Source organism: Brevundimonas nasdae, from assembly GCF_019395145.1.
Taxonomy (GTDB): domain Bacteria; phylum Pseudomonadota; class Alphaproteobacteria; order Caulobacterales; family Caulobacteraceae; genus Brevundimonas; species Brevundimonas nasdae.
Genome location: NZ_CP080034.1, coordinates 2727159 through 2740650, shown reverse-complemented (window position 1 = coordinate 2740650; position 13492 = coordinate 2727159). Strand labels below are relative to the sequence as shown.

At 64.0% G+C, this 13492-nt stretch carries 7 protein-coding genes; 6 read left to right on the top strand and 1 reads right to left on the bottom strand.

Features of this window, described 5'->3' with window-relative positions; all coding sequences use genetic code 11:
* Positions 1 to 137: 137 nt before the first annotated feature.
* The 5 genes from KWG56_RS13295 (at position 138) to KWG56_RS13275 (ending at position 10822) form a co-directional block, all read left to right on the top strand.
* Complete coding sequence (locus tag KWG56_RS13295) at positions 138 to 1907, top strand: glycosyl hydrolase family 28-related protein (protein WP_219355125.1); 1770 nt, start codon at positions 138 to 140, stop codon at positions 1905 to 1907.
* Positions 1908 to 2026: 119 nt separating this feature from the next.
* Complete coding sequence (locus KWG56_RS13290; RefSeq protein ID WP_244999516.1) at positions 2027 to 4081, top strand: glycoside hydrolase family 97 protein; 2055 nt, start codon at positions 2027 to 2029, stop codon at positions 4079 to 4081.
* Positions 4082 to 4358: 277 nt separating this feature from the next.
* On the top strand, positions 4359 to 7595 hold the full coding sequence (locus KWG56_RS13285; protein ID WP_219355124.1) for a TonB-dependent receptor: 3237 nt from the start codon (positions 4359 to 4361) through the stop codon (positions 7593 to 7595).
* Positions 7596 to 7770: 175 nt separating this feature from the next.
* Entirely contained in the window at positions 7771 to 10068 is a 2298-nt protein-coding gene (locus KWG56_RS13280) for a beta-glucosidase (RefSeq protein WP_219355123.1), read from the top strand.
* A 211-nt stretch (positions 10069 to 10279) separates the two neighbouring features.
* Positions 10280 to 10822 carry a tetratricopeptide repeat protein gene (locus tag KWG56_RS13275; protein WP_219355122.1) on the top strand — a complete coding sequence of 181 codons (543 nt, stop codon included), beginning with the start codon at positions 10280 to 10282 and terminating at the stop codon, positions 10820 to 10822.
* A gap of 51 nt (positions 10823 to 10873) precedes the next feature.
* Here KWG56_RS13275 and KWG56_RS13270 read toward each other — a convergent pair whose 3' ends face one another.
* On the bottom strand, positions 10874 to 11887 hold the full coding sequence (locus tag KWG56_RS13270) for a LacI family DNA-binding transcriptional regulator (RefSeq protein ID WP_219355121.1): 1014 nt from the start codon (positions 11885 to 11887) through the stop codon (positions 10874 to 10876).
* A gap of 67 nt (positions 11888 to 11954) precedes the next feature.
* Between KWG56_RS13270 and KWG56_RS13265 the strand changes: the two genes are divergently transcribed.
* Complete coding sequence (locus tag KWG56_RS13265; protein WP_219355120.1) at positions 11955 to 13457, top strand: MFS transporter; 1503 nt, start codon at positions 11955 to 11957, stop codon at positions 13455 to 13457.
* The last annotated feature ends 35 nt before the right edge of the window (positions 13458 to 13492 follow it).

The window sequence follows — 13492 nt, the reverse complement described above, 5'->3', positions numbered from 1 at the left end:
GAAGGGCTATTGCGCAGCGTTCTTTGGGGCTGCGGCGATGATGCAGCAGACGTGTTGATGACAATCGTTTATCCGCGTCCGCCACGCAGGCTGATCGGCGCCTGACAGCAGCAAGTCTTGCTGACGGGTGTGCGGATGTGCGCCACCGGATCGCGTTCTCAGGGAAAGTCGCCATGCTCGCCATTCTTGCTTTCAGCGCATTCTTGGCCGGGCAGGCGACGCCCATAACCGTCGCGGCCGAGGCGCCTGAAACGGTCGCTGGGCGTGGCGCCGAAGTGTCATTCCTGGAGGTGGAAGCCGAGAATGGTGTGACGAACGGGCTTGTGATCGGCCCCGACCTCGCTTTCGGTTCGGTGGCGGCCGAAGCCTCTGGCCGACGAGCGGTGCAACTGGCGCCAGGGCAATATGTCGAGGTGGTTCTGGCTGCGCCAGCGGATGGATTGACCATTCGTTACGCCTTGCCGGATGCGCCAGGCGGCGGCGGGGTGGACGCGGATCTGACGGTGTCCGTCGATGGCGTGCTTGTCGATCGGGCGCCGATTTCGTCGCGTTATAACTGGTATTATGGCCGTTATCCCTTCACCCGGAATCCGGCGGATGCCCACGAGGGCAGGGGGCATCATGTGTTCAGCCATGTGCGCTTGCATCTGGCGCAGATTATTCCGATCGGCGGGCGGCTAAGGCTGACCCTTCCGGAGGATGCGGGCGTTGAATGGGCCGTTATCGATCTGATCGACTACGAGCGGGTTCCTGAACCTGTTCCGGCTCCGGCGAATGCCTTGTCGGTGTTGGATTTTGGTGCCGACCTCACGGGTGCCGCATCATCGGCTGACGCATTTGATGCGGCGATTGCGGCTGCGCGCGCCGCAGGGCGTCCCGTCTTTGCGCCCGAGGGCGAGTACCGGATCGAGCGGCACATTCTGATGGACCGCGTAGCCCTGTACGGGGCGGGCCAATGGCGCACGGTCCTGACCGGCGACGGTGTGGGTCTGTATGGCGAGCGCGAGGGCGGTGGGCCCGGACGGGCCGTGACGATCCGTGATCTGGCGATCTTTGGTCGGGTCGCTCACCGCGATGATCATGCCCAGGTCAATGCATTGGGCGGCGGGTACGGTGACGGATCGCTGATCGAGAATCTCTGGCTGCAGCACGTCAAAGTCGGGGCCTGGTTGGATGGGCCGTTCGACGGCCTGACGATGCGTAATCTGCGGATCCTCGATGTGGCGGCGGACGGGATCAACCTGCGCAACGGCGTGAGCAACGCATTGGTCGAGCACGTGTTTGTGCGCGGAGCGGGGGATGATGGCCTGGCGCTATGGTCGAACCCTGGCGCAGACCACGACATCGTCTATCGCCGCAATACGATTATCGCACCGACCCTGGCCAATGGCATCGCCGTCTATGGCGGGCGCGACATTACGGTTGAGGGCAATCTGCTGGTGGACACCCTAAGCGGCGGTGGCATCCATCTTGGCGCGCGATTCGAGGCTACGCCATTCGAAGGTGTGATCCGGGTGTCGGACAACACCATCCTGCGAAGCGGCGTGCTTGACCCGAACTGGCGTTACGGCATCGGCGCCCTGTGGCTGTTCGCGTTGGACAAGCCTATCGCCGCTGACATCCGTTTTACGAATAATCGGATCGTCGATAGCGCTTACCCAGCGTTGCACGTCGTTGGTCAGCATCCGATCACGGGATTGCGGTTCGATGGCATCGAAATCGATGGTGCAGGGGACGTCGCGTTTCAGGTGCAGGCGCCGGGCGAGGCGCGTTTCGACAACGTCACAGCGCGCGGCGTGACAGACCCTGGCGTGCATATTTGCGGCGCAGACTTCGTCATCCGACTGGGGGCGGGCGACCACGGTTGGGTTCAGCCTCGGAAATGCAAGAACTTGCATAAACAGTGACCTTCGGGACACGCATTGTTACGTTTGATTGCGTTAACTTGACATGAGAGCCTTATAGCGTCAGCCCTAAGGGTAAGTGCGCCGGTCATTATCAGAGCGCAAAATCTTGCGGAGGATGCATGCAAAGACTGTTGGGATGCCTGATGGCGGGCGCTGCGATGAGCAGTGTTTTGGCTTTCTCCGGGCAGGCTGTTGCGGCGGATGACAGCGCCTGTGTGTCGTCGCCCAATCAGGCCCTGACATTCTGCGTGCAAACCGGCGCTGACGGCGCGCACTACGTCGTGTCGCGCAATGGTCAGCCCTTGATCGCGCCCTCAGCTCTGGGTTTGACGCTGCGCGACCGTTCGACGACGCCGGTCAACCGCATCGTGCGCGTAACCCGCGATTCCAAGGATGCGACCTGGGAGCAGCCGTGGGGCGAGCAGCGCGTTATTCGCGATCACCACAACGAGGCGCGGGTGTCGCTGGCGGGGCGCCGGGGAGCGACGCCCTATGATCTGGTCGTCCGCGTGTTCGATGACGGCTTCGGCTTCCGCTACGACTACAAGTCCTTGGGCGCGCAAGAGGCAGTCGCCATCACGGATGAAGCGACGCAGTTCAATCTGATCGGTTCGTATGACGCCTGGTGGTATCCGGCGCGTGGTCCCGAGCGGGACGAATATCTGTATCAAAAGAGTCCGCTGAACGAGGTGGGCCTGGCTGAGACGCCCTTCACCCTTGAGGGGGCCGGCGGAACCTATCTGTCGATCCACGAGGCCGCGCTGACGCAATACGCCAGCATGAACCTGAAGCGGACCGGGGAGAACCAGTTCAAGGCCGATCTGATGCCGTGGTCGGACGGCACGCTCGTATATCGCACCGGTCCGTTCGAAACCCCCTGGCGTATGGTTCTGGTGGGAGATTCGCCAGCCGCCCTGGCGGATTCGCGCATCGAACTGAACCTGAACGAGCCGAACAAGCTGGGCGACATCTCCTGGTTCCAGCCCGGTAAATATGTCGGCGTCTGGTGGGAGATGCACCTGAACAAGTCGACCTGGGGCTCGGGCGAGATGCACGGCGCCAATAACGCCAACGTGCGCCGCTACATCGACTTCGCCGCCGCCAACGGCTTCAACGGGGTGCTGGTCGAGGGCTGGAACCTGGGTTGGGACGGCGACTGGGTCGCCAATGGCGACAAGTTCAACTTCACCCAATCCTATCCCGATTTCGACCTGCCCGGACTGGCCGCCTACGCCCAGTCCAAAGGCACGAACATCATCGGCCACCATGAGACGGGCGGCGCTGTGCCGAACTATGAGGCGCAGATGGAGGCGGGCTACGACCTGTACCAAAGCGTCGGCGTTCATGTGATCAAGACCGGCTATGTGCGGCCCAGCGGCACGATCGTGCGCGGCTTCAACGCCGACGGCACGCCGCAGCATGAATGGTTCGCGGGCCAGTACCGTGTCGAGCACGAACTGCGCGCCGCCCTTGAGGCCGCTCAGCGCAATATCGCCCTGAACGCGCACGAGCCGGTCAAGGATACGGGCATGCGTCGCACCTATCCGACCATGATCAGCCGTGAAGGCGCTCGTGGGCAGGAGTTCAACGCCTGGGGGCGTCCGACCAATCCGCCGGAACACGTCACCATCCTGCCGTTCACGCGGATGCTGGCTGGTCCGATGGACTATACGCCGGGCATCTTCGACCTGACCTTCGGCAAGACGGATGTGAACGAGCGGGTTCAGTCGACGCTGGCGACCCAGTTGGCTCTGTATGTGGTGCTTTACAGCCCGGTGCAGATGGCCGCTGACCTGCCCGAAAACTACGCCAAGCATTCGGACGCCTTCCAGTTCATCCTGGACGTGCCGACGGATTGGGAAACGACCCGGACCCTGGACTCCAAGATTGGCGACTACACCGTGATCGCGCGTCAGCAGCGCGGGGGTTCGGACTGGTTCCTGGGGGCCGTCACCGACGAACAGGCGCGCACTCTGCCGGTCAAGCTGGACTTCCTGGACCCGGCCAAGCGTTACGAGGCGCAGATCTATCGCGACGCTCCTGGAGCGGACTATCTGACCAATCCCTATGCCTTTGAAACGGCCAGGCAGATCGTCACCTCGCATGATGTGCTGAACGTGGCGATGGGGCCGGGTGGCGGTCAAGCGATCCGTTTCCGTGCACTGAACGAGTAATCTTATCTGGTTTTGTTTCTCTGCATTAAAGGGAGGGCTGTATTTGGTTTGCGCTTCCCGTGAGGGCAAGAGTACCGCCTCGCGGTTCCGGTAGATACGATTATTCTTGTGTGTATTGGTGCGATTTCAACTCAGTATTGAGATGAGTAGGGGCGCTGTGTTGCCGGATTGGCTGCTCAGCAAAATGACGTTCAACATAAGCAAAAAAACTAAGGGTCGGCTTTGCCGCTGACCCTCTTAGGGAGGGATAGATATGTCCAACATGGTTGGAAAAAGAATGTCGAGCGGGCGTTCGCGTTCGCTGAAGCACGGCGTGTCCGTGCTGGTGCTCGGCGCATTCGCCGCTGTCGCTGCGCCGTCGCTGGCCATGGCGCAGCAGGCTGCCGCGACTGATCAGGATGATGCGGCTGAAGTCGGCGAAGTCCTGGTCACGGGCACGCGTCGCGCGCTGCAAACCTCGCAAGAGGCGCGTCGTAACGCGGACACTGTGGTGGACACCATCACCGCAACTGATATCGGCGCCTTCCCCGACAAGTCGGTGGCAGAGGCCCTGCAGCGCGTTCCCGGCGTGACCGTCAACCGTTTCACCGCCACCGATGACGCCTCCCACTATGGCGCCGAGCCGTCGGGCGTGATCGTGCGCGGCCTGTCTCAGGTGCGTTCGGAATATAACGGCCGCGACAGCTTCAGCGCCAACTCGTCGCGCGGTCTGAGCTGGGGCGACATCTCGCCTGAGCTGATGCAGGGCGTCGACACCTACAAGAACCAGACGGCAGAACTGATCGAAGGCGGCATCGCCGGCACGATCAACCTGCGCACCCGCACGCCGTTCGATTCTTCGGGCCGCCTGCTGCAGGTTTCCGGCACGGTGAACTATGGCGACCTGTCGCAGAAATACACGCCGGAAGTCTCGGGCATCTACAGCGACCGTTGGGAGACCCAGTACGGACAGTTCGGCTTCCTGGTGAATCTGGCCCACTCGGAAGTGACGACCCAGTCGGAAGTGATCCAGTACGGCCGCATGGGCATCTTCGACAACGTCTTCGGTCCGGGCCGGAAGTATATCCCGTCCAGCGTCAGCAACCGTCAGACCGAATACAAGCGTCAGCGCGACGGCATCGCCCTGGCCGGTCAGTGGCGCAGCAATGACGGTCAATTCGAGCTGACGGGCCAATACAACCGCTCAGAATACACCAACGAGTGGCGCGAGCGCGGCATCGTCTCACTGGGCGCCGACATGTGGGCCGTGCCGGTCGACTTCGTCTATACGCCGGGCGGCGCGCGCTCGCCGCATATCCCGACGCCGGGTCTGAACGGCAAGCCCTTCACCTTCGGCGCAGACGGCTTGTTCCAGAACGGCACCTTGCTGCTTCAGCAGGTCGATACAGGCTACTGGGGGGCTGACAACGCCGCCTCGATGAACATTGCACGCAACAGCGCCGGTCAGCCGATGTTGAATGTCTGCTATTGGTACACGGGCTGCGAGAACTCCTTCAAGGCGGGCGAACTGAACGCGGTGACGCGCTTCAACCGCCAGGAGAACATGACGCAGGATCTGGCGCTGAACCTGAAGTGGCGCATCAGCGACAAACTGCACGCCAGCTTCGATGCGCAATACGTCGACTCCACGGTCAAAGCTTACGACATCGAAGTCGCCCAGTATTCCTTCGCCAATCTGACGCTTGACGCCTCGGGCAGCCGTCCGAAGATCAGCTTCAGTGCGCCGACCAACATCAATCAGTCGCCGGGCGGCCTGACCAACCCGAACAACTATCGCTACAACCACGTGATGGACCACATCGAAGACGACGAGGGCCATGAACTGGCTCTGCGCGCGGACGTTCGGTACGATTTCGACAATCCCTGGTTCAACGCGATTTCGGCGGGCGTGCGTTATGCCGACCGCAACCAGACGGTCCGTTTCAGCGGATTCAACTGGGGCAATATCGCCAACACCTATAATTTCTGGGAAGAACAGTACCGCTTCTGGAACATCGACAAGCATGCGCCGGACGGAAACTTCAAGGGTTATCCGACGGGCCTCTATGAGACCCGCCAGTTCGGCAACAGCTTCCTGGGGTCGAACGGCGAATACGTCTTCTTCAACCTGGATCGACTGGCTGAAGGCGCCGCGAACCAACTGAGCTATGCGAACCTCGGCGCGGGTCAGGATCAGTGGGCCCCGATCTGCGAGCGCACGGGTCGTGTCGATGGCTGCTTCCGTGCGGAAGAGTTGAACAAGGTTCAGGAAGAAAGCTACGCCGCCTACGCCATGCTGCGCTTCGGCGGTCCGGAGGCCCTGATCGGCGGCGTGCCGGTGTCGGGCAACATCGGCGTCCGCTATGTGGAGACCAAGAACTCCAGCACCGGGTCCATCGCCTATCCGATCGCCTTCACGACAGGCGACCTGGAATGCCGCGACATCGTGCCGGTGCCGGGCGTTCCCAGCGTTCCCAAGACGATCGGCTGCTATCTGTCGCCGGAGGAAATCGCGTTCAACTCGGGCGGCGGCACGGCCAGCACGGCCAACGCCACGCACCGCAACTGGCTGCCGAGCTTCAACCTGAAGATCGACGTCGCGCCGCAGTGGGTGGTTCGCTTCGCCGCTTCGCGCGCCATGTCCCGTCCGGACATCGGGCTGATGAAGAACTACGTCAGCCTGGGCCGCAGCCTTCCGGGCAGCGACCCGACCGATCCGCGCTGGATCAAGAACTCGGCCGGCGTCATCACCGGCGTCAATCCGACCTACCAGGCCAGCGCCTACAACCCGTATCTGAAGCCGATAACGGCGGATCAGTTCGACCTGGCGATCGAGCACTACTTCGCCAACGCCGGCTCGTTCACCGCCACCGCCTTCTACAAGAAGTTCGACAACTATATTCAGTACGGCGGCTATACGCTGGACGTCACCAACAACGGCGTGACGCGCAGCGTCGACTTCCGTGGTCCGATGAACGGTGCAGGCGCCAAGGTCGCCGGCTTCGAGTTCGCCTACCAGCAGTTCTTCGACTTCCTGCCGGGACCGTGGGCGGGGCTGGGCATCCAGGCCAACTACACCTGGATCGACAACAGCGGCGTGACCAACACCAACGTCAAGTCGGTGACGGGCGGTTCTGACGGCACGACGGCCCAACCGGGTTCGGGCGGCACTGTTCTGGGTGTTGACCGCCTGGAAGGCCTGTCGGAGCACCAGTACAACCTGGTCGGCATGTACGAGCGCGGTCCCTGGGCGGCGCGTCTGGCCTACAACTGGCGTTCGGACTATCTGGTCAACGCGGTCGACTGCTGCGTCTTCTTGCCGATCTGGCAGGACGACACCGGCTTCCTGGATGGTTCGATCCGCTACAACCTGAACGACCGTCTGGAAATCAGCCTGCAGGGCAGCAATCTGCTGTCGACCGAAACCAAGCTGTTCCAGCAGGTCACGGACGCAGCACAAGGCGGCACCCTGATGCCGAACGCCTGGCTGCGCTCCGACCGCCGCTTCGTTCTGGGCGTTCGTTTCCGTTACTGAGCAACTGGCGGGGCTTCGGCCTCGCCGACGCGCCGTCCTTCGGGACGGCGCGTTCTTTTTTCCGGACAGGGCGTCGCGCCGCCTCCGGTCAGATCAGCGCGCAGTTTCCTTCGGGCGGTTCCGTTTCCGGGTCGCCGTTCGAACCCTCCCCAAGATGCGACTTAGAGAGAGTTCCATGACCCGACGCCATCAATCGACCCGCCGCGCCCTGCGCATCCATGCCGCTGCCGCCGTGCTGGCCCTGGCCGCCTTTGGACTGGCGCAAACCGCCGTCGCCCAGACCATGCCGACGCCGGACAGCCCGCCGCTGGCGGCGCGCGTCAACGACCCGGTCTGGGACCGCGCCGACGCCCTGGTCAAGCAGATGACCGAGGCCGAGAAACTGCTGATGGTCCACGGCTATTTCCCGCCGTTCGCCGACCGGACGCCGGGCGCGCCCCTGGACGACATGATCCCCTCGGCAGGCTATGTGACCGGGGTGCCGCGCCTGGGCATACCCAATCTTCGCGAGAGCGACGCCAGCCTGGGCGTCGCCAATCAGGTCGAACAGCGCAAGGGCGACACGGCGACGGCTCTGCCTTCCGGCCTGGCGCTGGCCGCCACTTTTGATCCGCAACTGGCCTATCGTGGCGGCGCAATGATCGGCGCCGAGGCGCGCGCCAAGACCTTCAACGTGCTGCTGGCGGGCGGCGTGAACCTGACCCGCGATCCGTGGGCGGGCCGTAATTTCGAATACCTGGGCGAAGACCCCTGGCTGGCGGCGCTGATGGCCGCCGAGCAGATCCGCGGCGTTCAGTCCAACCACATCATCTCGACCATCAAACACTTCAGCCTGAATCCGCAGGAGACAGGGCGTCACATCATCGACGGTGTGATCGACGAAGCGGCGCATCGCGAAAGCGATCTGCTGGCTTTCCAGATCGCCATTGAGCGCAGCCACCCAGCCTCGGTGATGTGCGCCTATAACAAGGTCAATGGCGACTGGGCGTGCGAGAACGACCATCTGCTGAACCAGGTGCTGAAGCGCGACTGGAACTATCCGGGCTTTGTCATGTCCGACTGGGGCGCGGTCCATTCTACGGTCAAGGCGGCCAACGCCGGTTTGGACCAGCAGTCGGGACAGGAACTGGATCGCCAGATCTATTTCGGCGACGACCTGCGCGCGGCCATTGACGCCGGCGAGGTCAAGCAGGCGCGGCTGGACGACATGGTGCGACGCATCCTGTACGGCGTGATCCAGACCGGCCTGATCGACCATCCGACGCCAGCGAACGAGCAGCCGATCGACTACGAGGCCAACGCCGACGTGGCCCAGACCATGGCCGAGGCGGGCATCGTCCTGCTGAAGAATGATGGCGGCGCCTTGCCGCTGCTGGCCACGGCCCGCAAGATCGCCGTCATTGGCGGCCGCGCCGACTATGGCGTCATGTCCGGGGGCGGCTCTTCGCAGGTTCGTTCCGTCGGCGGGGTTCAGGAATATGCGTTCGAGGTCGGGGAGTCCCACGGCTTCGTGCGGATGACCTGGCACAAATCCTCGCCGCTGGACGCCATTCGCGCCGCAGCGCCAAACGCTGAGGTGGTCTATCTGGACGGCAAGGATCGCGCCGCAGCCGCCCGCGCCGCCGCCGAGGCCGACGTCGCCATCGTCTTCGCTTGGCATTGGCAGACGGAGGCCGAGGATTCCGAGACCATCGACCTGCCGGACAATCAGGACGACCTGATCAACGCCGTCTCGGCCTCGGGCAAGAAGACAGTCGTGGTTCTGGAGACCGGCGGCCCGGTGCTGATGCCGTGGTTGAACCAGGTCAACGCCGTGGTCCAGGCCTGGTACTCCGGCCAGCGCGGCGGACCGGCGATCGCCAATGTCCTGTTCGGCAAGGTGAACCCGTCGGGCCGCCTGCCCATGACCTTCCCCGCCAGAATTGATCAGGCCCCGCGTCCCGAAGTGCCGGGCATCCAGCTTCAGAAGGCGGTCGAGGCCGCGCGCTTCGATCAGCGCCAGCCGCCAGCATTCGACAGCTGGGAGCAGCCCTACGTCGAGGGCGCAGCCGTCGGCTATCGCTGGTACGACCAGCAGGGGCATCGCCCGCTGTTCCCGTTCGGCTACGGCCTGTCCTACACCGATTTCCGTTACTCCAACCTGCGGGTCGAGGACGGCGACCGTCTGACGGTCAGCTTCGATGTCACCAACACCGGCCGCCGCGCAGGCGCCGATGCGCCTCAGGTCTATCTCCGTGCGGGGCAGGCGCGCCCGACGCTGCGTCTGATCGGTTTTGAGAAGGTTGAACTGCAACCAGGCCAGACGCGTCGCGTCACGGTGACCGCCGAGCCGCGCATCATCGCCGACTATGACGCGGCCAATCCGGGCTGGCGCATCGCGGCCGGATCCTATCCCCTGTATGTCGGCCGCCATGTGGGAGACGAGGCGTTGAAGGGTTCGGCTCATCTGAACGCCTGGACGCGCCAACCGTAAGACAGAGCGGGCGTCGGAGCATCGTCAGCGTTGTTCCGACGCCTTTGCCGGGGTTCTATTCCTTGGGGCTTCTATTCCTTGGGGCGAGTTGATCAACGACCTCAATCCGTGCGGATGAGGCTTGCCGCATTCGCAACTCTACCTGGGTCGCCTTCGGATCAACCGTTCTCTCCACCTGCCATGAGCATGGTGATCATCAAAGGCGATCGCCATGGACCTATTGGACAAGGTACTGGCCCTGGATGAGGAACGCTCGCAAGGCATTCTGATCTATCGCGCAAAGGCCGCCATCCAACTGGGGCGACTGGACCTCGCTGCCCAGGATTTCGCTACGGCCCGGGTCAAAGCCGTCGATGACGCCGAAGTCCTCAACAACCTGTGCTGGACTGCTGCGACCACGGGCGTCCTGCTGGATCAGGCGCTCAAGGACTGTGATGCAGCCTTGGTCATTTCGCCGGAGGCGCTGCACATTCAGGACAGCCGCGCGCGAGTGCTGCTTCAAATGGGTGATGCGGCGGCGGCCCTGACGGCCTACGACGCTGTATTGGCCGCCAGTTCCGAATACGTGGGGGCCCGGTACGGGCGGGGTTGGCGTTGGAAGCTCTGGGACGGATCGAAGAAGGGCGAGCCGAGAAAGCCGCCGCCGTCGCCGTCGCCGTCGCCGTCGCCGTCGCCGTCGCCGTCGCCAAGTTTTCGCATGTCGCCGATGATTTTGAAGCCTATTCGCCTCCGACGATCCAGCCCTAGACTATAGGCGCGGTGTTTCCTTTGGGCGGGGCGTCGATCTGAAGCCAGAAGGCGGCGTTCAGGATCCGCAGGATTCGCGGACGATCAGTTCGGTCGGCAGGACGCCTCGGCCTTTGAACAGCTTGGGATCAAGCAGGCTGGCGACCATCAGTCGGCCGGCTTCATAGGTGTCCTGGCGGATGGTGGTCAGGGTCGGGGTGCTGAGGCGGGCCAGCAGCATGTCGTCATAGCCGACGACCGACACGTCTTCCGGTACTGACAGGCCGGCCCGCCGGATGGCCTTGATGGCGCCCAGCGCCATCAGGTCGCTGGTGGCGAACAGGCCGTCGAACTTGACGCCGCTCTCGATGAGTTGGGCCACGGCGCGTTCGGCGGATTCCAGTTCGAACTCGACCTGGACCATCAGTCGGTTGTCCACTGCGATGTCCGAGGCGGCCAGGGCTTCCAGATAGCCGAGGCGGCGCTGGTCGGCTTCCGGGTCCGTGCCGCCCAGGAACAGGATGCGCCTGCGTCCGCCGCGCGCGATATGTTGGGTCGCGCGGCGTCCGCCGACGACATTGTCCGATCCGACCGAACGATAGCGTTGCCCGGGCAGGTGGGCGCCCCAGACGACGAAACGGGCCTTGGTGTCGGCCAGTTCGTTGAAGGCGTCATGCAGGGCTGCCTGGCCCAGGAAGATGACGCCGCTGGTCGTGCCGGTGTTGGTGGCGTCCTTCAGATCCTGCAAGGAACCAGCGGCCGCATGGCTGACGGTGAAGTCACAGTCGCGCGCCCGCGCCGCCTCCCCGATGCTGGCGAGCAGTTCCAGGAAGAAGGGGTGCGACAGGGGCAGGGGCCGCCCGCGATTATAGGGGGTGACGATCGAGATCGAGCCGCCGCCGCCGAGCGCTGGTCGCGGCAGGGTCGATTTGAACGCATAATCGTGTTCGCGCGCCAGAGCCCAGATGCGCTGCTTGGTCGGGACGCTGATCAGGGCGTGATCGTTCAGCGCGCGCGAGACGGTCGATGGAGACACTCCTGCAAGACGTGCAAGATCGTCAAGGGTCGTTTTTCGGTTGCCGCCGCTGGTCATCACAATCAACCTACACGGTGCGACGCGGGCGGGACAGTCCGCTTGCAAGGCCTGGGGAGGCGAAGCGTTGACGGACCAGAAACGGGATCGAGGGAAGAGCAATTCCAAGGCCCTGGCCCTGGTTGCGAACGCCAGCGCAGGTCTGTTCGGCGTCCAGATCGTCTGGGGCCTGCAGGGCGTGGCGACCAGTCGTGTTTTCCAGTCTCTGGGCGCGGAGATGGCGGACCTGCCTTTGCTCTGGATCGCCGCGCCGGTGACGGGTCTGCTGGTGCATCCGGTCGTGGGTTGGCTGAGCGACCGGACCCGCGGGCGGTTCGGACGTCGACGGCCCTATATTGCGCTCGGTGCGCTCATGACCGCCGCCGCCATGGTGCTGATGGGCTGCGCGGGCAGCCTGTCCACGGCCGTGCTGGCCCTGTGGCTGCTGACCCTGTCGGTGAATGTCGCGATGCAGCCGATGCGGGCCCTGGTCGCCGATCTTGTCGGCAAGGAGGATCTGAACCGCGCCTACGCCTTGCAGGTGCTGTTCATCGGCGCGGGGGCGATCTTCGCCTCCTGTCTGCCATGGCTGTTGACCCGGCTGACGTCCAGCAGCGCGCAGGGGCTTGATGTCGGTCCCAGCTGGCGCCTGGCCTTCCTGGTGGGGGCGGTCGTCTTCCTGGCGGCGGTGACGTGGACCCTGGCCAGAACCCGGGAGGCAGGCTCGTCGCACGCCGACGTCGTACAGGGCGTGACCATTGAGGAGTGCCGCCTCAGGCCGGGCCTGTGGGTGGCGGCGGGCGTCGCCGTCGCCGCGGTCGCCGCCATTCTCGACGTGCGTCGCGAGGTCTATCTGCTGGCGGGCGTGCTCGCCCTGTATGGCGTATTGCAGAGGGCGGTCTTCATTCGCGGACGGCGTGACCCCTCGCGTCCCTTGACGGGCGTGCTGGGGATCGTGGCGTCCATAGCGGCCATGCCTGTGATCATGCGCCGCCTGGCCATGGTGCAGTTCTTCACCTGGTTCGCGCTCTTCACTCTGTGGGTCTATGCTGTGCCCAGCATCGCCGCGCATCAGTATGGAAACGCCAGGCCCGGATCGCCCGTCTATGAAGCCGCTGCGGACTGGGTCGGGGTGCTGTTCGGGGTTCAGGACGCGGTGGCGATCGGGGCGGCTATGTTCCTGCCGTGGTTCGTCAGGAAGATCGGGGGCGCGCGCTGCCACGCCGCCTGTCTGGCGATCGGCGCCCTGTGTTTCGCCTCGATGAGCCTGGTTCCAGGCGGAGGGATGCTGGTCCTGCCCTGGGCGGGCGTCGGCCTGGCCTGGGCGTCCATTCTGTCCGCCCCCTATGCGATTGTCGCAGCCGCCAGCCCGGCCGACAGGGTCGGCGTCAATCTGGGGGTGCATAATATCTTCCTGGTGCTGCCTCAGCTTGTCGGCGCCAGTCTGCTGGGCGTCGTGGTCCAGCGCGTGTTCGAAGGGCGCATGCATCTGGTTCTGCCGTTGGCCGGGTTGTCGTTCTTCATCGCCGCGGTTCTGGCGCTGCGCTTGCGAAGCGACAGCTTGGCGGTGCGTTTCCGCGCCCTGCCTTAAGGACTGAGCCGCCTGACCCGGACGACGGTTCGCGC